This is a genomic window from Rhodoferax sp. (assembly GCF_030646845.1).
In the GTDB taxonomy this organism is placed as follows: domain Bacteria; phylum Pseudomonadota; class Gammaproteobacteria; order Burkholderiales; family Burkholderiaceae_C; genus Rhodoferax.
In genome coordinates, this window is record NZ_JAUSLE010000032.1 from 42,557 (window position 1) to 66,956 (window position 24,400).

A 24,400-nucleotide genomic window follows, 5' to 3' on the forward strand; every position below is an offset into this window, starting at 1 on the left:
TGAGCGGTTTACCGTCGGTTACTTACAAGGAACAAAGTGAAATTTATTCTCGACAACTGGATGATCATGTCCGTCGCGCTGGCCTCTGGTGCCATGCTGCTGTGGCCGGTGCTCAAGGGCGCCGCCGGAGGCTCGCTGACCGCGGCCGGTGCGGTTCAGCTCATCAACCACGAAAAGGCGGTGGTCATTGACGTGTGCGAAACCAGCGAGTTCGCGGCGGGCCACGTGGGCGGCGCCAAACACATTCCCTTGAATCAGCTTGAAGAGAAACTGCCTGGCGTTGTGAAGAACAAGGCGCTGCCGCTCATTCTGGTCTGCCAGTCAGGCGCACGTTCGAACCGCGCCGTGGCGATTGCAAAAAAACTGGGATACGAGCAGGCCCAGTCTCTGGGTGGTGGCCTGAGCGCCTGGAAAGCGGCCAACCTGCCGGTCGAAAAAGCCTGATTGTCCAAGGAAAGCACCCATGCAAGCCGTCAAGATGTACACCACCGCAGTCTGCCCTTACTGCGTTCGCGCCAAGCAGATTCTCAAGGCCAGGGGCGTTGAGCAAATTGAAGAAATCCGCATCGACACCGATCCGGACCTGCGCCACAAAATGATCGAGATCACGGGTCGGCGCACCGTGCCGCAGATTTTCATTGGCCAGACGCATGTCGGTGGCTGCGATGATCTGGTGGCGCTGGACGGGCAGGGGGGGTTGACGCCTCTGCTGAATGCCGCCTGATGGGTCTTGAAAGAGGCCCTGACGGCGGTCCACTGATTTTCACCTGAGATAATCTCGCTCGATCCTGATCGTGTGCCCGCTCAATCTATTCCAGACCAGAGCGGGCTTTGTTTTGACTAGAAAGAAAAGCCATGTCCGACCAACAAGCCCCCGTTTTCCAGATTCAGCGCGTCTACCTCAAGGAGGCGTCGCTGGAGCAGCCCAATTCACCCGCGATCCTGCTGGAGCAGGAATCTCCCACGGTGGATATCCAGCTGGGCGTGAATGCCTCGCCGGTGGCAGACGGCATTTTTGAGGTGAGTGTCACCGCGACCGTCCAGACCAAAATCAAGGACAAAACCGTGTTTCTGGTGGAAGCCACGCAAGCCGGCATCTTTGAAATCCGTCATTTGCCGCAAGAGCAGATGAATCAGATCATGGGCATTGCCTGCCCGCAAATCGTGTACCCCTATCTGCGCGGCAACGTGGCAGACCTGATCCAGCGTGGTGGCTTTCCACCCGTGCATTTGTCGGAAATCAACTTCCAGGCCATGTTCGAGCAGCAGCAGCTGCAAGTGCAACAGCAGGCCGCCGGTGAGGACGCTCCCCGTATCGTCACTCAGTAAGGGTTTGGAAGGTTTTGACCCTCTAGCCCCCGAATCCAGGGCTTGACGTGCTATGAAAATAGTAGTTCTCGGGGCCGGTGCCTGGGGTACCGCGCTGGCGGTCAGCGCCGGCAGCAACCCGCTGGCCCAACACGCGGTGACGCTGTGGGCGCGCGATGTCGGGCAGGCCTCAGCCATGCAGGCGCAGCGCGAGAATGCCCGCTACCTGGGTGGCGTCGCGCTCCCGCCGACGCTGAGTGTCAGTTCAGTCAGTCCGGATCAGTTCGGCAGCCTCGTGTCCGACGCCGACCTGGTCATTGTCGCCACGCCGATGGCCGGCCTGCGCGCCATGCTGTTCCATCTGCAGGCCTGCCGCGTGCCGGTGGCCTGGTTGTGCAAGGGCTTCGAAGCGGCCCAGTCTTCAGAGTCTTTTGGGCTGCTAGCCCACGAGGTACAAGCGCAGATTGCTCCTGATTTGATAGCGGGTGTGCTCAGTGGCCCCAGCTTCGCGCAGGAGGTTGCGCGCGGCCAGCCGACGGCCCTGGTGGCAGCCAGCGTTCATGCGTCGGTGCGCCAGGCGCTGGTGGATGCGTTTCACAGTCCCACCCTGCGGGTCTATGCCAATGACGATATCGTGGGCGTGGAAGTCGGCGGTGCGGTGAAGAATGTGCTGGCCATTGCCACTGGCCTGTGCGACGGCCTGAATCTGGGCCTGAATGCCCGGGCGGCGCTGATTACCCGGGGACTGTCCGAGATGATGCGTCTGGGCGTGAGCCTGGGCGCACGGGCTGAAACGTTCATGGGCTTGAGTGGCCTGGGCGACCTGGTGCTCACCGCCACGGGCGACCTGTCGCGCAATCGGCAGGTCGGACTGGCGCTGGCCCGGGGCCAGACCCTGCAACAGGCGGTTGAATCACTGGGCCATGTGGCGGAGGGTGTTTATTGCGCCCGCACCGTGCTGCAGCGCGCGGCCGGTCTTGGCGTCGAGATGCCGATTGCGCAGGCCGTGGTGGCTTTGCTGGATGGCCAGATTCAACCGGTTGAGGCAGTGGCGCTGCTGATGGGACGTGAGCCGACGGCAGAATTGCTGTGAACAAGCCCTGATGTGAGACTCCTCGGAGACCCTGATGACCCCCTATTTCGATTTTTCCCCTGATGCCGTGGCCGCTTTGGCCCGCGCCGATGCGGCGCGGGCTCTGCAGGAAGACGTGGGCGAAGGCGACCTCACGGCCGGTTTGATCGACCCGACTCGCCGGGCCCGTGCGCATGTGCTGGCGCGTGAAGCGGCTGTCATCTGCGGTGCCCCGTGGGCGCAGGCGGCACTGCAGCAACTCGATCCAGACGTGCGCCTCAACTGGTTGGTGGGCGAGGGCCAGCGTTGCGCGCCCGATCAGGTGGTGCTCGAGATGGAAGGCTCGGCCCGCGCGCTGCTGACGGCGGAGCGCACGGCGCTCAACTTTCTGCAGTTGCTCAGTGCCGTGGCCACCAAAACCGCCAGCTATGTGCAGGCAGTGCAGGGTGTGCCGGCTGTTCCGGGTATTGGGGCCAAGCGTGCGCAAATCGTGGACACGCGCAAGACGCTGCCCGGTTTGCGCCTGGCGCAGAAATATGCGGTGCGCACCGGTGGCGGCACCAATCACCGCATCGGTTTGTACGACGCCGTGCTGATCAAGGAAAACCACATTGCCGCAGCCGGTGGTGTGACGGCTGTGCTGCAGCGTGCGGCGCAATTGGCGCCGACCGCCAGGTTCATTGAAATCGAGGTGGAAACCCTGGCCCAGCTGGCAGAGGCCCTGAACGCCGGTGCGAGCATGGTCCTGCTCGACAACATGGACCTGGCGATGTTGCGTGAAGCCGTGCAGATCAATGCCGGGCGGGCGATACTGGAAGTGTCGGGCGGCGTGAACCTGTCCACCGTGCGCGACATTGCTGCCACCGGTGTCGACCGCATCTCGATCGGTGCGTTGACCAAAGACGTCCAGGCCACTGATTTTTCCATGCGTTTCAAGGATCTGTGATGAGCACCATTTCCAATGCCATGAGGGATGTCGAATACGAGCAGCCGCAGCAGGATGCGATGCACAACGCTGGCGTTTGTGCGACCCGGCATGCCTGGGCGCGTGTGCCGGTAGAGCCCAGCCCAACCGAGCGCGCGGCGCTGAAAGACAAGATCCGCCGGCTGCTGAAGGAACGCAATGCGGTGATGGTGTCGCACTATTATGTGCATCCGGATTTGCAGGACTTGGCCGAAGAGACCGGCGGATTGGTGAGTGATTCGCTCGAAATGGCCCGCTTTGGCCGCGACCATCCCGCCACCACGCTGGTGGTGTCGGGCGTGCGCTTCATGGGCGAGACCTCCAAAATTCTGTCGCCGGAAAAGCGCGTCCTCATGCCGGACCTGGACGCCACCTGTTCGCTCGATCTGGGTTGCCCCATTGACGAATTCAGTGCCTTCTGCGATGCCCACCCGGACCGCACCGTGGTGGTCTACGCTAACACCAGCGCGGCGGTGAAGGCGCGTTCCGACTGGCTGGTGACGTCGAGCTGTGCGCTGGACATCGTGCGGGCGCTTAAAGACAAAGGGCACAAGATCCTGTGGGCGCCGGACCGCCATCTGGGCGGTTACATCCAGCGCGAAACCGGCGCCGACATGGTGATGTGGGGCGGCTCCTGCATCGTGCACGATGAGTTCAAGGCCTTTGAATTGCAGGCCTTGATGAAGGAGCATCCTGGTGCCAAGGTGCTGGTGCATCCCGAGTCACCGGCCGATGTGATCGCGCTGGCCGATGCGGTGGGCTCCACCTCGGGCATTCTCAAGGCAGCCCATGAGATGGACGCCAAAGAGTTCATTGTGGCCACCGACAACGGCATGATGCACAAGCTGCGCACCCTAAACCCGGGCAAGGTTTTCCTGGAGGCGCCAACGGCCGGCAACAGCGCCACCTGCAAGAGCTGCGCCCATTGCCCCTGGATGGCCATGAACAGTCTGGCCGGCGTGGCGCAGGTGCTCGAAACCGGGGCCAACGAGATTCATGTGGACGCCGCCCTGGGTTTGCGCGCCCGGCTGCCGATTGACCGCATGCTGGCATTCACTGCCGCGCTGAAGGGCGGTCAGGATGCGGGTAGCCTGGTACCCCATATTGGGGCTGCTTAGACTGCTACTGAATTCGTAGCGTCTTTTCCCCGCTCACTCCCCCAGCCCCTCTCTCGCCCCGCCGGGCGAAAGAGGGGAGTCTCATTTTGCTTTTGGTGACTGATCAGGCTTCTACGACGCGTGAGAGTGCGGGGGACCTGGCGGGCCTGACCTGGCTCAAACTTCCAGGTTGTCGATCAGGCGTGTGGCACCCAACTTCGCCGCGCCCAGTACCACCAGCGCGTCGCCCGGTTGTGGGGCCTGCAAATCGCTGCGGCGGCGTGCCACCATGTAGTCAGGGTGCCAGCCGCGTGCGGTGAGGGTTCGCATGGCCTGGTCTTCCAGCGCACCGATGTCGTGGGTGCCCGCTTTCAAGGCGGTGGCCATGGCTTTGAGTGCCAGCGACAGCTGCACCGCCTCGGTGCGTTCGCCCTCACTGAGGTAACCATTGCGCGACGACAGCGCCAATCCGTCTGGCGCACGCGTGGTTTCTCCGCCCACGATCTCGATCGGCAGGGCAAATTGCTGCACCATGCGCCGGATGACCATCAGTTGCTGGTAGTCCTTCTTGCCGAAGACGGCGACGCGCGGCTGCACGCAGGCAAACAGCTTCATCACGACCGTGCAGACGCCGACAAAAAATCCGGGGCGAAAGTAGCCCTCCAGGATGTCGGCCAGTTCGGCGGGGGGGTGCATCTTGAAGGTTTGCGGCTCGGGATACAGCTCTTTCTCGTTGGGCGCAAACAGCAGGTCGCAGCCGGCCGCCTGCAGCTTCTCGCAATCCGAGTCCCAGGTCCGGGGATAGGTGTCAAAGTCCTCATGCGGCAGGAACTGCAGGCGGTTGACGAAGATGCTGGCCACCGTGACATCGCCCAGTGGTCTGGCCTGGCCGATGAGCGTGAGATGGCCCTCGTGCAGGTTGCCCATGGTCGGTACGAACGCAGCGCGCTTGAACTGTTCCAGGTGACTGCGCAACTCGGCGATGGTGTGAACGATGTGCATAGGGGCTTGCCTACCAGGCATGTTGGGTGTTGTCGGGAAATGAGCCATTCTTGACGGCGGCGACATAGGCCTGCATGGCCTCCTTGACGCCGGGCGCGCCGGTCATGAAGTTGCGCACGAACCTGGGCATCTTGCCCAGGTTCAGCCCCAGCATGTCGTGCAGCACCAGCACCTGGCCGGCCGTGCCGGTGCCGGCGCCAATGCCGATGGTGGGGCAATGCAGCAGTTCAGCCGTGAGCTCGGCGGACAGGGCGGCCGGCACCATCTCCAGCACCAGCAGCGTGGCACCGGCGTCCTGCAGGGCGTGCGCCTGGCGCTTCAGCGTGGCGGCCGACTCCTGGGTTTTGCCTTGCACCCGGTAGCCGCCCAGGGCGTGTACGGTCTGCGGCGTCAGGCCCAGATGCGCGCACACCGGGATGCCGCGCTCCACCAGAAACCGCACGGTATCTGCTGTCCAGCCGCCACCCTCCAGCTTGACCATGTGGGCACCGGCCTGCATCAGCACGGCGGCGCTGCGCAGCGCCTGTTCCTTCGATTCATGGTAGGTGCCAAACGGCAAGTCGCCTATCAGCCAGGCGGTGGCTTGCGAGCGCCGCAGGCCACGCGCGACACTCTCGACGTGGTAACGCATGGTCTCCAGCGAAACGCCCACGGTGCTGCTCAAGCCCTGGCACACCATGCCGAGCGAGTCGCCCACCAGAATGCACTCGACACCGGCGGCGTCGGCCACCGCGGCAAAGGTGGCGTCATAGGCGGTGAGCATGGTGATTTTTTCGCCGCGCGCATGCATTTCCAGCAGGCGCGGCAGGCTGACCGGTTTGCGCAGGGCGGGGGCCGCGCTGGGTGGCAGGGTGCCGTAGGGCGTCGCGCTGGTGGGGTTGATCGGTGTGCTCATACGGCCTCCTCGGGATCAATGGGGGTGGGACAAGACGGCGCCGGGTGGCGCGCCGGGCTCAGGGCGTGAGCACCGTGCTGACCGCCTGCGGCAAAAGTTGCGGATAGTCGCGGCTGAAATGCAGGCCGCGGCTCTCATGCCGGGCCTGGGCGCTGCGCACGATCAGGTCAGCCACCAGCACCAGGTTGCGCAACTCCAGCAGGTCGCGCGTGACGTGAAACCGGGCGTAGAACTCCTGGATTTCATCCTGCAGCATCGCAATGCGGTGGGCCGCGCGCTCCAGCCGTTTGTTGGTGCGCACAATGCCGACATAGTCCCACATGAAGCGGCGCAGTTCGTCCCAGTTGTGCGAGATCACCACCACTTCGTCGGGGTCGGTCACGCGGCTGTCGTCCCAGGCGGGCAGCGGTGGGCAGGGCTGCGGTGTTTCCTGCACGATGGCCTGGGCCGCGGCGCGGGCAAACACCATGCATTCCACCAGGGAGTTGCTGGCGAGCCGGTTGGCGCCATGCAGGCCGGTGCAGGCGGTCTCGCCAATGGCGTACAGGCCGGGCAGGTCGGTATGGCCGGCCAGGTCGGTGCGCACGCCGCCGCAGGTGTAGTGGGCGGCCGGCACGACGGGAATGGGCTGTTTCGCCATGTCGATGCCGAGTTCCAGACAGCGGGCATAGATGTTGGGAAAGTGCTCCTGCAGGAAGGCCAGCGGCTGGTGCGAGATGTCAAGGTAGACGCAATCCAGGCCGCGTTTTTTCATCTCGAAATCAATGGCGCGCGCCACCACGTCGCGCGGTGCCAGCTCGGCGCGTGCATCGTGCGCCGGCATGAAGCGCGTGCCGTCAGGCAGCAGCAGACGCCCGCCCTCACCGCGCACCGCCTCGCTGATGAGAAACGACTTGGCGTGCGGGTGGTACAGGCAGGTCGGGTGAAACTGGATGAACTCCATGTTTTCCACCCGGCAACCGGCGCGCCAGGCGGCGGCAATGCCATCGCCGGTGGCGGTGTCCGGGTTGGTGGTGTAGAGGTAGACCTTGCCGGCGCCGCCGGTGGCCAGGATGGTGCGTGGCGCGCTGAAGGTGAGGACCTGGTCGGTCGCTTCATCCAGTGCGTACAGGCCCAGGCAATGGTTGGTTTCGCCGGGCTGGTGGGATGCGGCCCGTTCCAGCTTGGCGCTGGTGATCAGGTCCACCAGTGTGTGGTGCTCGAACAGGGTGATGTTGGGCGAGAGTCGCACCCGGGCCATCAGCGTGTCCTGCACGGCCGCGCCCGTGGCATCGGTCACGTGCACGATGCGGCGTTCGCTGTGGCCGCCTTCGCGGGTCAGGTGCAGGTGACCTTCTTCCTGCGAGAAGGGTACGCCCAGTTGCTGCAGCCAGCGGATACTTTCTGGCGCATGTTCCACCACGAAGCGGGTGGCGTCCAGGTCGCACAGGCCGGCGCCGGCCACCAGCGTGTCCTGCACATGGGACTCAAGGGTGTCGCCCTCTCCCATGACGGCGGCGATGCCACCCTGGGCATAGCGGCTGGAGCCGTCGTTGAGGTCGCGCTTGGTCAGGATCGCCACGCGGTGGGTCGGGGCCAGATGCAGGGCCGCGCTCAGGCCGGCGAGGCCGCTGCCGACGATCAGGACGTCGAAATGATGGGATGACAGGGTCACGGGGCGCAGACTCGCAGAGGGCGTTCAGAGTGGCGAATAAGCCAGCCTGACGTAAATGGGGGCAAACACTTCAGCCTGGGTAATTTCGATCAGGGTTTCCTTGGCGAGCTCGAGCAGGGCGATGAAGGTGACGACCAGTACCGGCGTGCCCTTGGCCGCGTCAAACAGCTCCTCAAATTCGACAAAGCGGCGGCCCTGCAGTTTTTTCAGCACCATGCTCATGTGCTCGCGCACAGACAGCTCTTCCCGCGTGATCCTGTGGTGCTGCACCAGCTTGGCCCGTTTCAGGATGTCGCGCCAGGCTTCCTGCAGATCGACGACATTCACATCCGGAAAACGCGGTTGCAGTGACTGCTCGATGAAGACCTGGGCCTTGAGGAAGTCGCGGCCAAACTGGGGCACCGCGTTGAGCTTGGCACCGGCCAGCTTCATCTGCTCGTATTCCAGCAGACGGCGCACCAGCTCGGCGCGGGGGTCTTCGGCTTCCTGCCCCTCTGCCACTTTCTTGGGTGGCAGCAACATGCGTGACTTGATCTCAATCAGCATGGCGGCCATCAGCAGGTATTCGGCGGCCAGCTCCAGATTGCGGCCGCGAATTTCCTCGACATACACCAGGTACTGGCGGGTCACCCCCGCCATCGGAATGTCCAGAATGTTGAAATTCTGCTTGCGGATCAGGTACAGCAGCAGGTCCAGCGGACCTTCAAAGGCTTCCAGGAAGACTTCCAGCGCATCCGGCGGAATGTACAAATCGCGCGGCATGGCAAACAGGGGCTCGCCGTACAGGCGGGCGACGGCGACGTGGTCGACCACGTCCGGCATGCCCGGTGAATCGGACGATCTGCGGACGCTCAACTCGGCGCTGGCAATGGTGTCAGACATGCATCTGCTACAAAATATATAGCTGCTAGCGCTTTGTTTTCGAGGGCTGGATGCGTATTTTGCTGTTAGCTGGCGTCGGTCTGGTAGACGTACGGTTTCTGGTCAACCTCGGCCTCCCGGTATTCGCTCCAGGCGCTGCGGTCAACCGGCTTGTCCCACAGCAGGTCACGGCCCTGGCGCTGCTTGGCCTCCAGCGCAGGGTCTTTGGCTTTCAGCTGCTCGATGAACTGGGTCACGTCAGACTGGTACTTGGGGCGGTAAAAAATATTCATGGACTAAACCTCTTTGGCGCATTTTACCGGGGCCGGCGTTGCGGTTGGCACCGTACGACAGCGAGTACCATTAGTTACATGTGCATCCGAACCTGTTTTTTTGCTGACGCTGAATGAACGGTTTGTCCCACCCCGCAACATGGGTTCATCTGGACTGGGTCCTGGTGGTGGTCGTCGCCTGGCTGATCACAGGGGTGACCGGGGTGTTTGCACTGCGACGTTTCAGGCTGGTAGCCACCGTGCTGTTTCCGGTGAGTGCCTGCTTCTCCCTCGTGCTGCTGGGACTGGCCTTGAGCGCTGTGGGCAGCAGGCCGGAGGTGGCGGTACTGCCCATCGGGTTGCCCCAACTGCCGTTTCATCTGCGCCTGGACAGTCTCTCGGCCTTCTTTCTGATGGTGATTGGCGGTGTGTCGGCCGGCGTGTCGGCCTTCGCCGCCGGTTATTTCCGCAAGGGTGAAGGAACACCGCCCGGCTTGATCTGTTTTGAATACCATGTCTTTCTGGCCAGTATTGTCATGGTCGTGATCGCCGACGATGCCTACGCCTTCATGGTGGCCTGGGAGACGATGGCGTTTTCGTCATTCTTCCTTGTCATGGCCAACCACCGCAGTGCCGAAATCCGCAATGCGGGCTATCTCTACATGCTGGTGGCGCATATTGGTGCCTTGGGCATCCTGCTGTGTTTCGGTGTGTTGCAGGCGAACACGGGCGACTACACCTTTGCCAATATGCGGGCTCAGCACTTGTCGCCGTTCTGGGGTTCGGTCGCGTTTGTTCTGGCGGTGTTTGGCTTTGGCGCCAAGGCGGGCATCCTGCCCCTGCACGCCTGGTTGCCCGAGGCGCATCCGGCGGCGCCGTCCCCTTTTTCCGCCTTGATGAGCGGCGTCATGCTGAAGATCGCGCTGTACGGCATTCTGCGGGTGTCGTTTGACCTGCTGCAAACGCGTATCTGGTGGTGGGGGGTGTTGCTGATGGCGATTGGACTGGCCACGGCGCTGTTTGGCGTCATCTTCTCCACGGTGCAGGTGGAGATGAAGCGTTTGCTGGCCTATTCCTCCATTGAGAACGTGGGCTTGATGTGCGCCGGTTTCGGCTTGTCCCTGCTGTTCTCGGCCTATGGCATGAGCGCGTTGGCCGCCCTGGCCCTGACGGCCGCCCTGTACCACCTGGTGAGTCACGCCTTCTTCAAGAGCCTGCTGTTTTGCAGCACCGGTGCGGTGCTGCATGCCACCGGGGAGCGCAGCCTGGGCAAGCTGGGTGGCCTGATTCGCTACATGCCCTGGGTGGCCTGGCCGTCCCTGATCGGTGCGCTGGCCTGTGCCGGACTGCCGCCCCTGGGGGGATTCGTGGCGGAATGGCTGTTGTTGCAGAGTTTTCTTTTTACCACCGGCTTGCCCAGTTCATTTCTCAACATGCTGGTGCCCGTCGTGGCCGCGCTGATTGCCTTGATTTCAGCCCTGTCCGGCTACACCATGGTCAAATTCTTCGGCGTTATTTTCCTGGGCCAGCCACGGGAAGAAAAACTCGTTCATGCGCATGACGCAGGCCCTTGGGAGCGCGCGGGCATGCTCTGGCTGGCGCTTGGCTGTGTCGTGCTGGGGCTGTTGCCGAATCAGGTGATCACGCTGATGCACCCCGTCACGCAACTGATGGTATCCGCCGGTCTGGCGCAGACTGTGGCGGCCAGCGGCTGGTTGCTGGTGCCGGTGGACATCCAGCGTGCAAGCTACGCACCGGCGATCTTCCTGCTGGGCGTGATGGCCAGCTTTGCGCTGGCGTACCTGATCGTTCGCAAGTTCTTCAAAGGCGGTACGCGGCGTGCACCACCCTGGGACTGTGGCTACCCCTGGCAAAACGCCCGCATGCAGGACACGGCGGAAGGGTTCGGGCAACCGATCCGGCAGATCTTCGAGCCCATGTTCCGGATGAAGCGGGACCTGCCCACGCCATTCGACGAGCAACCACGCTATGGGGTGACCGTGGAGGACCCGATGTGGCACTGGTTGTACCTGCCGGTGGCAGCCATCGTCGAGCGCTGCTCGAAACTGATCGGTCTGCTGCAGCAAGGGCGCATCGCCGTTTATCTGATCTACAGTTTTGTGACCCTGATCGTGGTGCTGCTGGTGGTGAAGCAATGAGCCTGTTGGGTCTGATCTCCCAGCTGCTGGCGATTGTGGTCGCGCTGGCGCTGGCGCCGCTGCTCTCGGGCTGGGTGAACCAGTGGCGCGCCCGGCTACAGAACAAGTCAGCCCCGGGCTTGCTGCAGCCCTACCGCGTCCTGCACAAGCTGTTCAACAAGGAGTCCGTGCTGGCCGAGCACGCCTCGCCGCTGTTTCGCATGGTTCCCTACATCGTGTTTGGCTGCATGGTTCTGGCCAGCGCCATCGTTCCGACGCTGTCGACGGACCTGCCCTTGTCACCCGCCGCAGACGCCATCGCCCTGGTCGGTTTGTTTGCCCTGGCGCGTGTTTTCATTTCCCTGGCGGCGATGGATGTGGGCACGGCATTTGGCACGCTCGGCGCCCGGCGCGAAATGCTGGTTGGCTTCCTGGCCGAACCGGCGCTGCTGATGGTGCTTTTTTGTGCCTCCATGATTTCCCGTTCGACCTCACTCACCACCATCGTCGAAACGCTGGCGCATCGGGAACTGGCGATCTACCCCAGCCTGCTGGTGGCGGGTGTGGCTTTCACCATGGTGTCGCTGGCCGAGAACGCCCGCGTGCCGGTGGACAACCCAGAAACCCACCTGGAACTCACCATGATTCACGAGGCCCTGATCCTCGAATACTCGGGGCGCCACCTGGCGCTACTGGAATGGGCGGCCAGTCTGAAGCTGTTTGCCTATTCCTGCGTCGGGCTGGCGCTGTTTTTCCCCTGGGGTGTGGCGCAAGCCGATGCGCCGCTGGCGCTGCTGCTGGCGTTGCCGGTCCTCATCATCAAGCTGGCGGTGGGCGGCGTCTTGCTGGCTTGCATCGAGGCGCTCAGCGCGAAGATGCGCATCTTCCGGGTGCCTGAATTCCTGGCCACCGCCTTTTTGCTGGCGGTGATCGGCCTGCTGGTCAACATCTTGCTGGGGGTCGCATGATCCAATTCGTGCCCCAGTTGATCAACCTGTTCGCGACCCTGATCCTGATGCTGTCGTTTGCCATGATTTCACAGCGCCGCATCGTTTCCCTGATCAATCTGTTCACGTTGCAGGGTGCCGCCCTGGTGGCAGCGTCCATCCTGCTCGGCTACGCGACAAATCAGCCGGATCTCTATGTGTCAGCGGGCCTGACCCTGGTGCTGAAAGTCATTTTGATCCCCTGGCTGTTGCACCGGGTCATCCGGCGCCTGAACGTGCGCTGGGACGTGGAAACGCTGATCAACATCCCCACCACGATGCTGGTCGGCATTGTGCTGGTGATTTTTTCCTTCAGTCTGGCCCTGCCGATTTCGCGTCTGTCGTCCTCCATGGCCGGTGGCTCGCTCGGCATTGCGCTGGCCTGCGTGCTGCTCTCCTTCATGATGATGATCACCCGCTCCAAGGCGGTGCCGCAGGTGATCGGGTTTCTCTCGATGGAAAACGGCCTGATTTTTGCGGCCACCACGGTCACCAGTGGCATGCCCATGATCGTCGAGTTCGGCATTGCGCTGGACGTGCTGGTAGGTGTGCTGATTCTGGGTGTGTTCATGTTCCAGATACGTGAAAAATTCGACAGCCTGGACATCCACCATCTCGAAGCGCTCAAGGAAGACTGACCGTGCCCGCCCTGTTTTTTGTTCTGGGGTTCCCGCTGCTTGGAGGTGCGGTCCTGGCTGTGACCGGCCATCGTGATTTCGCCCGCAACGTCAATGTCGCCTTCAGCCTGGCGACCTTTGTTGCGGCCTGTGTGCTGACGGCGCAGGTCGTTGCCGATGGACCGATGTTTGTCTGGGACAAACAGTTCTTCATTGATCCGCTGAATGTGTTTCTGGTCGCCCTGACCACCTTTGTCGGGCTCACCACCGCCATCTTCTCCCGACCCTACATGCGGGTGGAACAAGACCGCGGCAAGATGACACCGCCGCGCATGCGCCTGTACCACGGCATGTACCAGTTGTTCAGCTTCACCATGCTGCTGGCGCTGACCACCAACAACCTGGGCATTCTGTGGGTGGCGATGGAGGCGGCCACCCTGACCACGGTGATGCTGGTCAGTGTCTACCGCACGGCGGCGAGTCTGGAGGCTGCCTGGAAGTATTTCATCCTGTGTGGCGTCGGTATTGCCCAGGCCCTGCTCGGCACCGTGCTGTTGTACATGGCGGCGGAAAAAGTGCTGGGCCCACACGGCGCCACGCTGCTGTGGACCAGTCTGGATGCAATCAAGACCCAGCTCGACCCGGCCATCGTCACGCTCGCCTTTGCTTTCCTGTTTATCGGCTACGGTGCCAAGGTCGGCATGGTGCCCCTGCACAGCTGGTTGCCGGATGCGCACGCGGAAGGCCCCACGCCCGTATCCGCCGTGTTGTCCGGCCTGTTGCTCAATGTCGCCATGTATGCCGTACTGCGCTGCAAGGTGCTCACCGACGGCGCCCTGCAGAGCCCCCTGGCCGGACAACTCATGATGGGTTTTGGTCTGCTCTCGGTGGTGGTGGCGGCCTTCTTCCTGTCGCGCCAGAAAGACGTCAAGCGCATGTTTTCCTACTCGTCGATCGAGCACATGGGCCTGATCACCTTTGCCTTCGGCATGGGCGGCCCCGTTGCCAACTTCGCAGGCCTGTTGCACATGACGGTGCATTCACTTATCAAGTCGGCCATTTTCTATGCGGTGGGGCACGCGACGCAGAAGGCCGGGACACAGATCATGAGCGAGATTCGCGGCCTCATCAAGGTGAATCCGACCGTAGGCTGGGGCCTGATGCTGGGCGTGATGGCAATCCTGGGCATGCCGCCGTTTGGTGTGTTTGCCAGCGAGTTCCTCATCCTCACCACGGCGATGCGCGAGCAGCCCTGGGCCACGCCTTTTCTGTTCCTGGCCCTCGGTGTCGCGTTTGCCTCCATGCTTGTTCGCGTGCTGCCCATGGTGTTCGGCGAGACATCGCTCAAGCCGCTGGCCCATCCACCGGCTTTGTTGCCGGTGTTCATCCATCTGGGTCTGGGTCTGGTGCTGGGTTTGTATATCCCGCCCTATCTGAATACCTGGTACGTGCAGGCAGCCCGCATGTTGGGAGGCTGAACCGATGAATATTCCTGGCGTGACGATCAATCTGCAGGCCGTGCTGGCACCCGTGCCAATCTGGCGCGCACGCGTCACGGCCGATGACTGGCGCGCCGCGGCCTTTGCGGTGCGCGAGGCAGGCGGGCGACTGCTGGCCTTGTGGGGCGGAGCCCACGCTGCTGGCCCATCGGTATGTGTGGCCTACGTGACGTTGGACGGTCTGGTCTGGCTGGAACTGCCGCTGGACGGCGAGCAGCCCACTTACCCGGACCTGGTGCCCTTCTTTCCCGCGGCCGCCAGAATGCAGCGGGCGGCGGCCGACTTGTCGGGCATCCGAGCCAGTGGTACCAAGGACCAGCGCCCGTGGCTCAACCATGGTGCCTGGCCTGCGGATTATTTTCCGTTGCGCCACGGCACGGACGCTTCGCAAGCGCTCCCTGACACCCCCTTGCAGGATTACCCCTTCGTCCGCGTCGAAGGCGACGGCGTGCATGAGATCGCGGTCGGTCCCGTGCACGCGGGCGTCATTGAACCCGGGCATTTCCGTTTTTCCGTCGTCGGTGAAAAAGTGCTGCGCCTGGAGCAGCGCCTGGGCTATACCCACAAGGGCATTGAGCAGCGCATGACGCAATTGCCCCCCTTGCAGGCGCACCGTCTGGCAGGAAGGGTGTCGGGCGACTCCACCGTGGCGTACGCCTGGGCCTACAGCATGGCACTGGAAGCGGCGACGGCCTGCGACATCCCGCCACGCGCATCCCACTTGCGCGCGCTGCTGCTGGAACGCGAACGCGTCGCCAACCATCTGGGCGATTTGGGCGCGCTCGGCAACGACGCGGCCTTTGCCTTTGGCCTGGCCCAGTTTTCGCGCCTGCGCGAAGACTGGCTGCGCCTGTCCCGCGATGTGTTCGGGCATCGCTTGATGATGGACTGCGTGGTGCCGGGTGGCGCGGCCTGCGATATTGACCTTACCCACATCGACCGGCTACGCCAGCAATGCGATGCCGTGGAAAACGAAGTGCAGACCCTGCGTGCCGTGTACGAGGAGCATGCGGGTCTGCAGGACCGCTTCATGACCACCGGGCGTGTGACGCCAGCGCTGGCGGCGCAATTGGGGCTGACCGGACTGGCCGGCCGGGCCAGCGGCCAGGCGTGGGACCTGCGCTGCGACCATCCATGGGCGCCCTATGACATCTTGCAGGTGAAGATGGCGACCCATCGCAATGGCGATGTCGCTGCCCGGGTGGCGACGCGGTTCGAGGAAGTGTTTGAGTCGCTGCGGCTGACAAGGGGAATTCTGTCTGGCCTTCCTCCGGGCCCGGTGCGCCAGGACCTGTGCTTGCCCGACCATGCCACAGGTGGGGCGGGGTGGGTCGAGGGCTGGCGCGGCGAGGTCTTTGTGGCCCTTGAGCTTGACAGTGCGGCTGATCAGCATCGCATCATTCGCTGCCATTGCCACGATCCTTCCTGGCAGAACTGGCCGGTGCTGGAGCACGCCATCATCGGCAATATCGTGCCCGACTTCCCGCTCATCAACAAGTCGTTCAACCTCAGCTATTCGGGGCAGGATTTATGATCTGGAAAATCATCCGGCAAGTTGCCAAGAACGGGATACGCACGGAGCCGATGCCCCAGGACAGTGGCGGCGTGCGGGCGGAATTCGGGCGCATTCAGGACGATGTGCTGGACATCCTGGGACGGGCGCTGACCATCCGCATGGTCGATGCCGGGTCGTGCAACGGTTGCGAACTGGAGATCAATGCGCTGGGCAACCCGTACTACAACATTGAGGGCCTGGGGATCAAGTTTGTGGCCAGTCCGCGCCATGCCGACATGCTGCTGGTGACCGGGCCGGTATCGCTCAACATGGCGGTGGCGCTCAAACGGACCTATGACGCAACACCCGAACCCAAGCTGGTGGTGGCCGTAGGCGATTGTGGTTGCGACGGCGGCATCTTTGGGGAAAGCTATGCCAGCCTGGGGCCGGTGTCCAGCGTGATTCCGGTGGATGTCGTGGTGCCGGGCTGCCCGCCCCCTCCGATCGAGATTCTGCGCGGGATTCTGACGGCCGTACGCCGTTGCCGCAGCACGTCAGCCGACCCCGTTCAGAGTTCGTGATCAGGATGATTCAGGTCCATCCATTTTTTGGCGTCGTTGAGAACCGGACGCCAGACCAGCAGCAGCAACAGGATGGCTAGCGGCACTGTCGTGACATAGCCAATGGTCTTGAAACCGACCGCGCCCAGCAAGCCACCGACAAAAAAACTGCTGATCAGCTTGGCGTGAAGGCGCAGCTTCTTGCGGTTGGCCATGACCATCTTCTCACGCGTCAGGCGATTGATGTAGAACAGTTTGCCCAGCTCGATGCCCAGATCGGTCACCAGGCCGGTAACGTGGGTGGTGCGGATTTCGGCGTTGGAGATTTTGGTGATCACGGCGTTTTGCAGCCCCATGATGAAGCACAGCACCAGCACCGTTAGCGGCACAAACAGGCCGGCAAAGAAATTGATGCCCGTGCCAAACAACCCAAAAATCAACAGCAGTGCGGCTTCCAGCAGCAGAGGCCGGCCGTAGGCACTTTGCAGGTTTCGTCGCAGCCCCCAGTTCACCATCCAGGCCGTTGTCATGGCACCGCTGATGAACGCGACCAGCGAGGCCAGACCGGCGAGCGCCAGGCCAACCTGGCCCAGCACCAGATGGTCCGCCACGGACGACACCACCCCGGTCATGTGCGAGGTGTATTGCCCAACCGCCAGAAAGCCACCGGCATTGGTGGCGCCCGCCACGAAGCAGAGCGTGGCCCCCAGCCGGACGTTGTTTTGGGGGGTCCGCTGGACCGCAGTCCAGCCGCGCAGCTGGGGGATCATGCGATGGCCGTCTCAGCGCACCCGCATGCCCGGCTGCGCCCCGGCAGAGGGCTCCAGCACATAAATACCCGGGTTGGCCTTTTCATCGGCGTGGCTGCCTGCCAGCACCATGCCTTCGCTGATGCCGAACTTCATCTTGCGCGGTGCCAGATTGGCCACCATCACGGTGAGTTTGCCGACCAGGTCTTCTGGCTTGTAGGCGCTGGCAATGCCGCTGAAGACGTTGCGGGTTTTGCCTTCGCCGACGTCCAGGGTCAGGCGCAAGAGCTTGGTGGAGCCTTCCACCGGCTCGCAATTCACAATTTTGGCGATGCGCAGGTCGATCTTGGCGAAGTCGTCGATGCTGATGGTGGGGGCGATTTCCTCGCCGCAGGGCGCTATGTTTTCGATAGCGGCTTGCGCAGATTCCACGGGGGCTGGAGCCTCAAACAATGCATCCAATTGCTCGGGCGTGACGCGCTGCATCAGGTGCTGGTAGGGCGCGATCGCCGCCACGTCAAGCTTGGCGTTCCAGTCGTTCATGTTGGCGCCTACAAACCCTTGCACCGCCTGCGCCAGTGAGGGCAATACTGGCGCCAGATAGCGCGTCAGCACGGCAAAGGTGTTGATCAACACGGAGCACACCTGGTGCAGCGCCTCGTTGTTGGCGGTGTCCTTGGCCAGATCCCAGGGCTTGTTCTGGTCAACATAGGCGTTTACCTTGTCGGCCAGCAGCATGATTTCGCGGGTGACTTTGCCAAATTCCCGGGCTTCGTACATCTGCGCAATGCCGTCAGCCGCGTCGCGCACGGTGTGCAGCAGCTCGGCGCCCTGCGTACCAAACTGGTGTGTGAGCTTGCCGTCAAAACGCTTGGTCAGGAAGCCTGCAGCCCGGCTCGCAATATTCACGTACTTGCCAATCAGATCGCTGTTGACCCGCGCCATGAAGTCGTCGGCGTTGAAGTCAATGTCCTCATTGCGGGCCGACAGCTTGGCGGCCAGGTAGTAGCGCAGCCACTCGGGGTTCATGCCCAGGCTCAGGTACTTGAGCGGGTCCAGGCCGGTGCCGCGGCTCTTGCTCATCTTCTCGCCGTTGTTCACGGTCAGAAAGCCGTGCACAAAGATGTTGTTGGGCGTCTTGCGGCCGCTGAAATGCAGGGTGGCCGGCCAGAACAGGGTGTGGAAGGTGACGATGTCCTTGCCGATGAAGTGGTACTGCTCCAGCTTTGGGTTGGCCATGTAGTCGTCGTAGCTCTCTCCACGTCGGGTCAACAGGTCTTTCAGCGAAGCCAGGTAACCAATGGGCGCGTCCAGCCAGACATAGAAATACTTGCCCGGCGCATCCGGAATCTCGATGCCGAAGTAGGGCGCGTCGCGGCTGATGTCCCAGTCGCCCAGGCCTTCGCTCTTTGACCCGTCCGGATTGGTGCGCACCGAAAACCACTCTTTCACCTTGTTGGCGACTTCGGGTTGCAGCCGTGGCTTGCCGCTTTCGTCATTTCCCTGCGTCCACTGTTGCAGGAACTCGACGCAGCGCGGGTCGGACAGTTTGAAGAAAAAGTGTTCCGAGCTTTTGAGCACCGGCGTCGCGCCCGACAGGGCCGAGTAGGGGTTGATCAGGTCGGTGGGCGCATACACGGCACCACACACTTCGCAGTTGTCGCCGTACTGGTCCTTGGCGTGGCATTTGGGGCACTCGCCCTTGATGAAGCGGTCGGGCAGGAACATGTTCTTTTCGACATCAAAGAACTGTTCAATGGTTTTGGTCTCGATCAGCGAGCCGTCCGGGTTGTCACGCAGGTCACGGTAGATCTGCTGCGCGAGCTCGTGGTTTTCTGGCGAATCGGTGGAGCTCCAGTTGTCAAAGCTGATGTGAAAGCCGTCCAGGTACTGTTTGCGGCCGGCCGCAATGTCGGCCACGAACTGCTGCGGCGTCTTCCCGGCCTTCTCGGCGGCGATCATGATGGGCGCGCCGTGGGTGTCGTCGGCACCGCAAAAGTTGACCGCGTTGCCCTGCATGCGCTGGAACCGCACCCAGATATCGGCCTGGATGTACTCCATGATGTGGCCGATGTGGAAATTGCCGTTGGCATACGGCAGGGCAGTGGTGACAAAGAGTTTGCGTGACATGGGATGGACTTATCAGGGACAGCCGCCGATTTTAGTCGGCGCCTGTCTCAGCGCAGCCGCAGGGGGTCACGTCGCCGCTCCACGCGAGCCTGGCTGGGCACCAGCTCGCCGGCGGTCCCGGTTGGGGTCCAGTCAAAAAATTTGCAGATCTCGCGCACCTGGCGCTGCGCATCCGCATAGCCCAGCGCCATCAGCTCCTGGGTGTAGCCGCTCTCAAACAGCAGGTAGCTGGCCAGTGCCGCGCCCTTGACGTCGGCCTTGCTGGATGACACCCCCACGCCCCCGAGCATGGTGCGCACCGCGGCCGGCAGATCGCCTACATGGCGGGCGGCGATGGCGTCCAGCCGTTGTGACGGTTCAATCATCAGCAAGTCGACCGGTCGCAGGGCGCTGGCGCAACGGGCCTCGGGCGGCACCAGCGACAGGGTCTGGTTGATGCGGCGCATCCGCTCAACGTCCACGCCCAGGGCGTCCAGGAAGATGCTGGAGAGGGCGTGTCCAGCAATTTGCGCCAGCGAAGGGTAGCCGTTGGTGGTGTGCAGATGCGCCTCGCTCTTGGGCTCGTGCATGCGCCCGGCCCCCACCACCAGGACGCGGCTTGCTCCTAAATGTATAGCGGGTGATACCGGTGCGGACTGGCGCATGGAGCCGTCCCCAAAATACTCGCTCTGCCCCTCGATTTGCAGCGAGGTGGCCGGAAAGACGAAGGGAATAGCCGATGACGCCAGCAGGTGGGCATGCGTGATGCGGTCCCGTACGGCGCGGCGTTGCGACCGCACCCAGGGCATGAGCCGCTTGTCACCCTCAAAGAATGTGATGTGTTCGCCGGAACTGTAGCTCGATGCGGTGACCGCCAGTGCCTGCACGTGCCCTTGGCGGATGAGCTCGGGCAGGCGCTCCAGGGGCACCAGGCTGGCCAGCAGCGCTTCCAGCGGGGAATTGTCCAGCAGGGAGCGCGGTTTCAGTCGCCGCCATTTCGCCACCAGCCAGCCCACTGACAACAGCGTCATCCAGCTGGCGCCCGAGCGCAGCATGCTCAAGGAGTCGGCCCGATAGACCTGATGGGCCTCGAAGTTCTTCCAGACACCCACAATGCGGCGCACGGCGCCGTCGAAATCGTCAGCGCCGCAGGCCAGGGCCGAGGCATTGATGGCGCCGGCCGAGGTGCCGGTGATGATGGGAAACGGGTTGGGGTGGTTCAATGCTCCGGCGGCCTTGCGAATGTCGGCGATGGCCTCCAGCACCCCGACCTGATAGGCGGCGCGGGCGCCGCCGCCGGTCAGCAGGAGCCCGGTGGTCGGCGGCGTGGGTGCATCGTTGAGCATGAAATCATTATCGGCCGCCGATCGCCGCACAAGAGCAGGAAAACGCGGCAAAGTGCCGCGTCCCTGGGTAAACCCCGATTTGCCCGTGCTGGTAAGGTTAAAGCTGTGTTCGCTAGACTACAGACCTTCAGGAGAAATCAATGGCAGTGACAGAACAGGCGCTGATGGACGCACTCAAAAGTGTCGTCGATCCCAATACCGGACGGGACTTCGTGTCGTCCAAATCCATCAAGAACATGACCATCACCGAGGGTGATGTGACTTTCGACGTTGAACTCGGCTACCCCGCCAAGAGCCAGATACCCGGCTTTCGCAAGGCGCTCATCGCTGCCGCCAAAGGGGTGGCCGGGGTGGACAACGTGTCGGTCAACGTCAGCATGAAGATCGTGCCGCATTCGGTGCAGCGCGGCGTGCAGCTGTTGCCCAAGGTCAAGAACATCGTCGCGGTGGCCTCCGGCAAGGGGGGTGTCGGCAAGAGCACGACCGCCGTCAACCTGGCGCTGGCGCTGGCCGCCGAGGGCGCCAGTGTCGGCCTGCTGGATGCCGATATCTACGGACCCAGCGTTCCGATGATGATGGGCATCACCGGCAAGCCCGAGAGCGAAGACGGACAAACCATGGAGCCGCTGGAGAACTACGGCGTGCAGGTCATGTCCATCGGCTTCCTGGTGGCCCAGGACGAAGCCATGATCTGGCGCGGCCCGATGGCCACCCAGGCGCTGGAGCAGTTGCTGCGCCAGACCAACTGGCGCGACCTGGACTACCTGATCGTGGACATGCCGCCCGGCACGGGCGACATCCAGCTGACGCTTTCCCAGCGTGTGCCGATGACCGGCGCCGTGGTGGTGACGACGCCGCAGGACATCGCCCTGCTCGACGCGAGGAAAGGCCTCAAGATGTTCGAGAAGGTCGGCATCCCGATCCTCGGCATCATCGAGAACATGAGCATCCACATCTGCTCCAAGTGCGGCCATGCCGAACACATTTTCGGTTCCGGCGGCGGCGAGAAGATGGCCAAGGACTACGACGTCGAAATGCTCGGCGCCCTGCCGCTCGACATGGCGATCCGCATGCAGATGGACGGCGGCAAGCCGACCGTCGAGGCCGATCCGGACGGCGCGGCGACGGCGATCTACAAGACCATCGCGCGCCGCGTTGCGGTGAAGATCGCCGAAAAGGCCAAGGACCACACCAGCAAGTTCCCCAGCATCAAGGTGATGAACACTTGAGGGAACGCTGACCACGTACCAGATCGTCATTCCGGCGAACGCCGGAATCCAGTTGGGTCAAGGCACTGGACACCGGCGTTCGCCGGTGTGACGGCTTGTTCGGCGTTTCCTCGAGCCGGACAAGCATTTGATCCGCTGATCTTGCCGTCAGCGAGGCGGCAAACTTTCCGTGACAGCCTTCAGCAGTTGCTGCATGTCGGCCTCGCCGAGCGCGCCATTGAGTGTCAGGCGCAGGCGGCTGGTGCCGGCCGCCACCGTCGGCGGGCGGATTGCGATGGCCAGGATGCCGGCGTCTTCCAGACGCCGGGCGGCGGCCAGCGCGTCGGCCTCGCTGCCGATCACGGCGGGAACGATCTGCGTCGTCGAGCCCAGCGTGTCGTAGTTGCGCAGCGCCAGCGCATCGCGCAGGCGCTGCGCGTTCTGCGCCAGTCGCGCCCGTTCGGCGTCCATGCCCGGCACCAGGTCGAGTGCCGCATCGACGGCGCCCAGCACCGCGGGCGGCAGGGCCGTGGTGTAGATGAAGCCGGGGCAGCTATTCACCAGCCAGTCGATCAGCGCCCGCGACCCGGCGACATAGGCACCGAAGGCGCCGAAGGCCTTGCCCAGCGTACCCATGACGATGTCGACGCCGCCCTTGCATTCGGCTGCCAGCCCGCGTCCCTGCGGCCCCAGCACCCCGCTGGCATGGGCTTCGTCGACATACAGCGCGGCGCCGTGGCGTTCGGCCAGCGCGACCAGTGCCGGCAGATCGGCGCGGTCGCCGTCCATGCTGAACACGGATTCGGTGAGGATCAGCGTGCGCCCGGGCTTTGCGGCGTGCTGGCGCAGCAGGTCGTCGAGATGTTGGAGATCGTTGTGGCCGAAGACGTGGGTCTTCGCTCGGGCGACGCGGCAGCCATGCACGATGCTGGCGTGATTCAGCGCGTCGCTGAAAATCGCCGTGTCGCCAGCGCCGATTTTTCCACCCAGCCGCGCCAGCGCCGGGATCACCGTGGCATTGGCCTGGAAGCCGCTGGAGAACAACAGTGCCGCCTCGCAGCCCTTGAAGGAGGCCAGCTTTTCCTCGACCGCCAGGGTGATGTCGCGCGTGCCGGTGACCAGGCGCGAGGCCGGCGCACCGGCGCCGTGGCGCGCCGCCCAATCCGCCGCGCGCGACATTACCAGCGGATGCCGGGAGAGACCCAGATAATCGTTGGACGAGGCGTCGATCAGAGTGCGGCCGTTCGCATCCTGCAACCGGCCGTCCTCCCAGGACAAGGCGCGCAAGCGGCGGCGGCGATGGGCGGCGTCAAGCGCGGCGAGTTGTTGCAGCAGCAGGGTGTCGAGCGATGAATCCATCAGAGTGCCCCGGCCCGTTCCGCAAGCACGGTGCACACGGCGGCGGTCAGTGTCGTCAGTTCGTCGGGCGTGACGATGAAGGGCGGCATCAGGTACAGCACCCTGCCGAAGGGCCGCAGCCAGACGCCGAGTTCGACACAGCGCCGGCGCAGGGCGTGGAGGTCGACCGGGCCACCGGGTTGGCAACCAAGTTCGACGGCGCCGATGGCGCCCTTGACGCGCACGTCGACGACCCCCGGAAGTGCGCGGCAAGGCGCCAGTTGCTCTTGCAATTGCGTTTCGATGCTCGCCACCTGTGCGAGTCGAGGCTCGCGCTCGAAGAGGTCGAGCGAGGCATTCGCCGCGGCGCAGGCCAGGGCGTTGGCCATGTAGGTCGGGCCATGCATCAGCGCGGCGGCCGGGTCGTCGGACAGAAAGGCCGCGAACACATGGCGTCGCGCCACGGTCGCCGCCAGTGGCAGCGTGCCGCCGGTCAGCGCCTTGGACAGGCAGATGATGTCGGGGATAACGCCCGCTTCCTCGCAGGCAAACATCCGTCCCGTGCGGCCGAAGCCGGTCATGATCTCGTCGGCGATCAGCAGCACGCCGTGGCGGGCGCAGGCCTCGGCGATGAAGGCCAGCGTCGTCGCATCGTGCATCTGCATGCCGCCGGCACCCTGCACCAGCGGCTCGACGATGACGGCGGCGAGGTGCTCGCCATGGGTTTCCAGCAGCAGATCGAAGGCCCGGCGCAAGGCGGCATTGGTCGGCAACTCCGCCATGATCTGGTCCGGCATGCTGCCGGCGAATAGCGCGTGCATGCCTTCCTCGGGATCGCACAGCGCCATGGTGGCGAAGGTGTCGCCGTGGTAGCCGTGGCGGAAATACACGATGCGCTGCTTTTCCGCCTGGCCCTTGTTGCGCCAGTACTGGATCGCCATCTTCAGCGCGACCTCGACCGCCACCGAACCGGATTCGGTGAAGAAGACGCGCTCCAGGTCGCCAGGCAGTAGTGCGGCGAGGCGCTGAGCCAAACGCAGCGCCGGCTCATGCACCAGGCCGGCGAACATGACATGGGGCAGGGCGGCGAGTTGCTGCTCGACGGCGGCGCGGATGTGCGGGTGGCTGTAGCCGTGGCAGGCGGTCCACCACGAGGAGATGCCGTCGATCAGCTCGCGGCCGTCGGCCAGGCGCAGGCGCGAGCCCTGCGCGGCGACCACCGGCAGCGGC

22 protein-coding genes and 1 pseudogene are annotated in these 24,400 nt (G+C 63.5%); 13 read left to right on the forward strand and 10 right to left on the reverse strand.

Features of this window, described 5'->3' with window-relative positions:
• Positions 1-36: 36 nt before the first annotated feature.
• The 6 genes from Q7T10_RS08870 to nadA all read left to right on the forward strand — a co-directional run bounded on the left by Q7T10_RS08870 (position 37) and on the right by nadA (position 4,462).
• Positions 37-444 carry a rhodanese-like domain-containing protein gene (locus Q7T10_RS08870; RefSeq protein ID WP_304747534.1) on the forward strand — a complete coding sequence of 136 codons (408 nt, stop codon included), beginning with the start codon at positions 37-39 and terminating at the stop codon, positions 442-444.
• A gap of 19 nt (positions 445-463) precedes the next feature.
• A complete protein-coding gene (gene grxC, locus Q7T10_RS08875; protein WP_304747535.1) occupies positions 464-724 on the forward strand; it encodes a glutaredoxin 3 in 261 nt (86 codons plus the stop codon).
• Positions 725-855: 131 nt separating this feature from the next.
• Entirely contained in the window at positions 856-1,329 is a 474-nt protein-coding gene (gene secB, locus Q7T10_RS08880; RefSeq protein ID WP_304747536.1) for a protein-export chaperone SecB, read from the forward strand.
• A gap of 52 nt (positions 1,330-1,381) precedes the next feature.
• Positions 1,382-2,401 carry an NAD(P)H-dependent glycerol-3-phosphate dehydrogenase gene (locus tag Q7T10_RS08885; RefSeq protein ID WP_304747537.1) on the forward strand — a complete coding sequence of 340 codons (1,020 nt, stop codon included), beginning with the start codon at positions 1,382-1,384 and terminating at the stop codon, positions 2,399-2,401.
• Between the two features lie 34 nt (positions 2,402-2,435).
• Complete coding sequence (gene nadC / locus Q7T10_RS08890; RefSeq protein WP_304747538.1) at positions 2,436-3,326, forward strand: carboxylating nicotinate-nucleotide diphosphorylase; 891 nt, start codon at positions 2,436-2,438, stop codon at positions 3,324-3,326.
• Positions 3,326-4,462, forward strand: a complete 1,137-nt coding sequence (gene nadA / locus Q7T10_RS08895; protein WP_304747539.1) for a quinolinate synthase NadA — start codon at positions 3,326-3,328, stop codon at positions 4,460-4,462. Before nadC ends, nadA begins: the two co-directional genes overlap by 1 nt.
• 156 nt (positions 4,463-4,618) lie before the next feature.
• Here the strand turns inward: nadA and panC are convergent, their stop codons facing one another.
• From panC to Q7T10_RS08920, 5 genes are all read right to left on the reverse strand, one after another.
• The gene (panC, locus tag Q7T10_RS08900; protein WP_304747540.1) at positions 4,619-5,443 is read right to left on the reverse strand and encodes a pantoate--beta-alanine ligase; all 825 of its coding nucleotides are present in this window, start codon (positions 5,441-5,443) and stop codon (positions 4,619-4,621) included.
• A 10-nt stretch (positions 5,444-5,453) separates the two neighbouring features.
• Entirely contained in the window at positions 5,454-6,338 is an 885-nt protein-coding gene (gene panB / locus Q7T10_RS08905; RefSeq protein ID WP_304747541.1) for a 3-methyl-2-oxobutanoate hydroxymethyltransferase, read from the reverse strand.
• Positions 6,339-6,396: 58 nt separating this feature from the next.
• Entirely contained in the window at positions 6,397-7,986 is a 1,590-nt protein-coding gene (gene nadB / locus Q7T10_RS08910) for an L-aspartate oxidase (protein ID WP_304747556.1), read from the reverse strand.
• 30 nt (positions 7,987-8,016) lie between these two features.
• Positions 8,017-8,874, reverse strand: a complete 858-nt coding sequence (locus Q7T10_RS08915) for a ScpA family protein (protein WP_304747542.1) — start codon at positions 8,872-8,874, stop codon at positions 8,017-8,019.
• A gap of 65 nt (positions 8,875-8,939) precedes the next feature.
• A complete protein-coding gene (locus Q7T10_RS08920) occupies positions 8,940-9,146 on the reverse strand; it encodes a DUF3460 family protein (RefSeq protein WP_304747543.1) in 207 nt (68 codons plus the stop codon).
• A gap of 113 nt (positions 9,147-9,259) precedes the next feature.
• On the opposite strand from Q7T10_RS08920, the gene hyfB reads away from it, so the two are divergent.
• From hyfB to Q7T10_RS08950, 6 genes are read left to right on the forward strand one after another with little or no spacing between them, the layout of a single operon-like run.
• The gene (gene hyfB / locus Q7T10_RS08925) at positions 9,260-11,284 is read left to right on the forward strand and encodes a hydrogenase 4 subunit B (protein WP_304747544.1); all 2,025 of its coding nucleotides are present in this window, start codon (positions 9,260-9,262) and stop codon (positions 11,282-11,284) included.
• Complete coding sequence (locus tag Q7T10_RS08930) at positions 11,281-12,231, forward strand: respiratory chain complex I subunit 1 family protein (protein ID WP_304747545.1); 951 nt, start codon at positions 11,281-11,283, stop codon at positions 12,229-12,231. The genes hyfB and Q7T10_RS08930 overlap by 4 nt, the downstream gene beginning before the upstream one ends.
• Positions 12,228-12,887: a formate hydrogenlyase gene (locus tag Q7T10_RS08935; RefSeq protein ID WP_304747546.1), complete on the forward strand. Its 660-nt coding sequence runs from the start codon at positions 12,228-12,230 to the stop codon at positions 12,885-12,887. Before Q7T10_RS08930 ends, Q7T10_RS08935 begins: the two co-directional genes overlap by 4 nt.
• A 2-nt stretch (positions 12,888-12,889) precedes the next feature.
• Positions 12,890-14,344 carry a hydrogenase 4 subunit F gene (locus Q7T10_RS08940; RefSeq protein ID WP_304747547.1) on the forward strand — a complete coding sequence of 485 codons (1,455 nt, stop codon included), beginning with the start codon at positions 12,890-12,892 and terminating at the stop codon, positions 14,342-14,344.
• Between the two features lie 4 nt (positions 14,345-14,348).
• Positions 14,349-15,899 carry an NADH-quinone oxidoreductase subunit C gene (locus Q7T10_RS08945; protein WP_304747548.1) on the forward strand — a complete coding sequence of 517 codons (1,551 nt, stop codon included), beginning with the start codon at positions 14,349-14,351 and terminating at the stop codon, positions 15,897-15,899.
• Positions 15,899-16,441 carry an NADH-quinone oxidoreductase subunit B family protein gene (locus tag Q7T10_RS08950; RefSeq protein WP_304747557.1) on the forward strand — a complete coding sequence of 181 codons (543 nt, stop codon included), beginning with the start codon at positions 15,899-15,901 and terminating at the stop codon, positions 16,439-16,441. The genes Q7T10_RS08945 and Q7T10_RS08950 overlap by 1 nt, the downstream gene beginning before the upstream one ends.
• On the opposite strand, the gene Q7T10_RS08955 is transcribed toward Q7T10_RS08950, so the two are convergent.
• Genes Q7T10_RS08955 through Q7T10_RS08965 form a run of 3 tightly spaced genes read right to left on the reverse strand, consistent with a single transcriptional unit; the run spans position 16,429 to position 20,624 of the window.
• The gene (locus Q7T10_RS08955) at positions 16,429-17,190 is read right to left on the reverse strand and encodes a YoaK family protein (RefSeq protein WP_304747549.1); all 762 of its coding nucleotides are present in this window, start codon (positions 17,188-17,190) and stop codon (positions 16,429-16,431) included. The two genes, Q7T10_RS08950 and Q7T10_RS08955, sit on opposite strands and share 13 nt — an antisense overlap.
• A gap of 12 nt (positions 17,191-17,202) precedes the next feature.
• Positions 17,203-19,299: a methionine--tRNA ligase gene (gene metG, locus Q7T10_RS08960; protein ID WP_304747550.1), complete on the reverse strand. Its 2,097-nt coding sequence runs from the start codon at positions 19,297-19,299 to the stop codon at positions 17,203-17,205.
• Between the two features lie 47 nt (positions 19,300-19,346).
• Entirely contained in the window at positions 19,347-20,624 is a 1,278-nt protein-coding gene (locus tag Q7T10_RS08965; RefSeq protein ID WP_304747551.1) for a patatin-like phospholipase family protein, read from the reverse strand.
• A gap of 137 nt (positions 20,625-20,761) precedes the next feature.
• Between Q7T10_RS08965 and apbC the strand changes: the two are divergent.
• A pseudogene (gene apbC, locus Q7T10_RS08970) lies at positions 20,762-21,853 on the forward strand (iron-sulfur cluster carrier protein ApbC); the annotation flags it as partial.
• A 147-nt stretch (positions 21,854-22,000) separates the two neighbouring features.
• Here the strand turns inward: apbC and bioF are convergent.
• Positions 22,001-23,191, reverse strand: coding sequence for an 8-amino-7-oxononanoate synthase (gene bioF / locus Q7T10_RS08975; RefSeq protein ID WP_304747552.1), 1,191 nt, complete (start codon positions 23,189-23,191; stop codon positions 22,001-22,003).
• Positions 23,191-24,400: adenosylmethionine--8-amino-7-oxononanoate transaminase (locus tag Q7T10_RS08980; RefSeq protein ID WP_304747553.1), on the reverse strand; the 1,210-nt coding region annotated here is incomplete at its 5' end. The genes bioF and Q7T10_RS08980, both read right to left, overlap by 1 nt.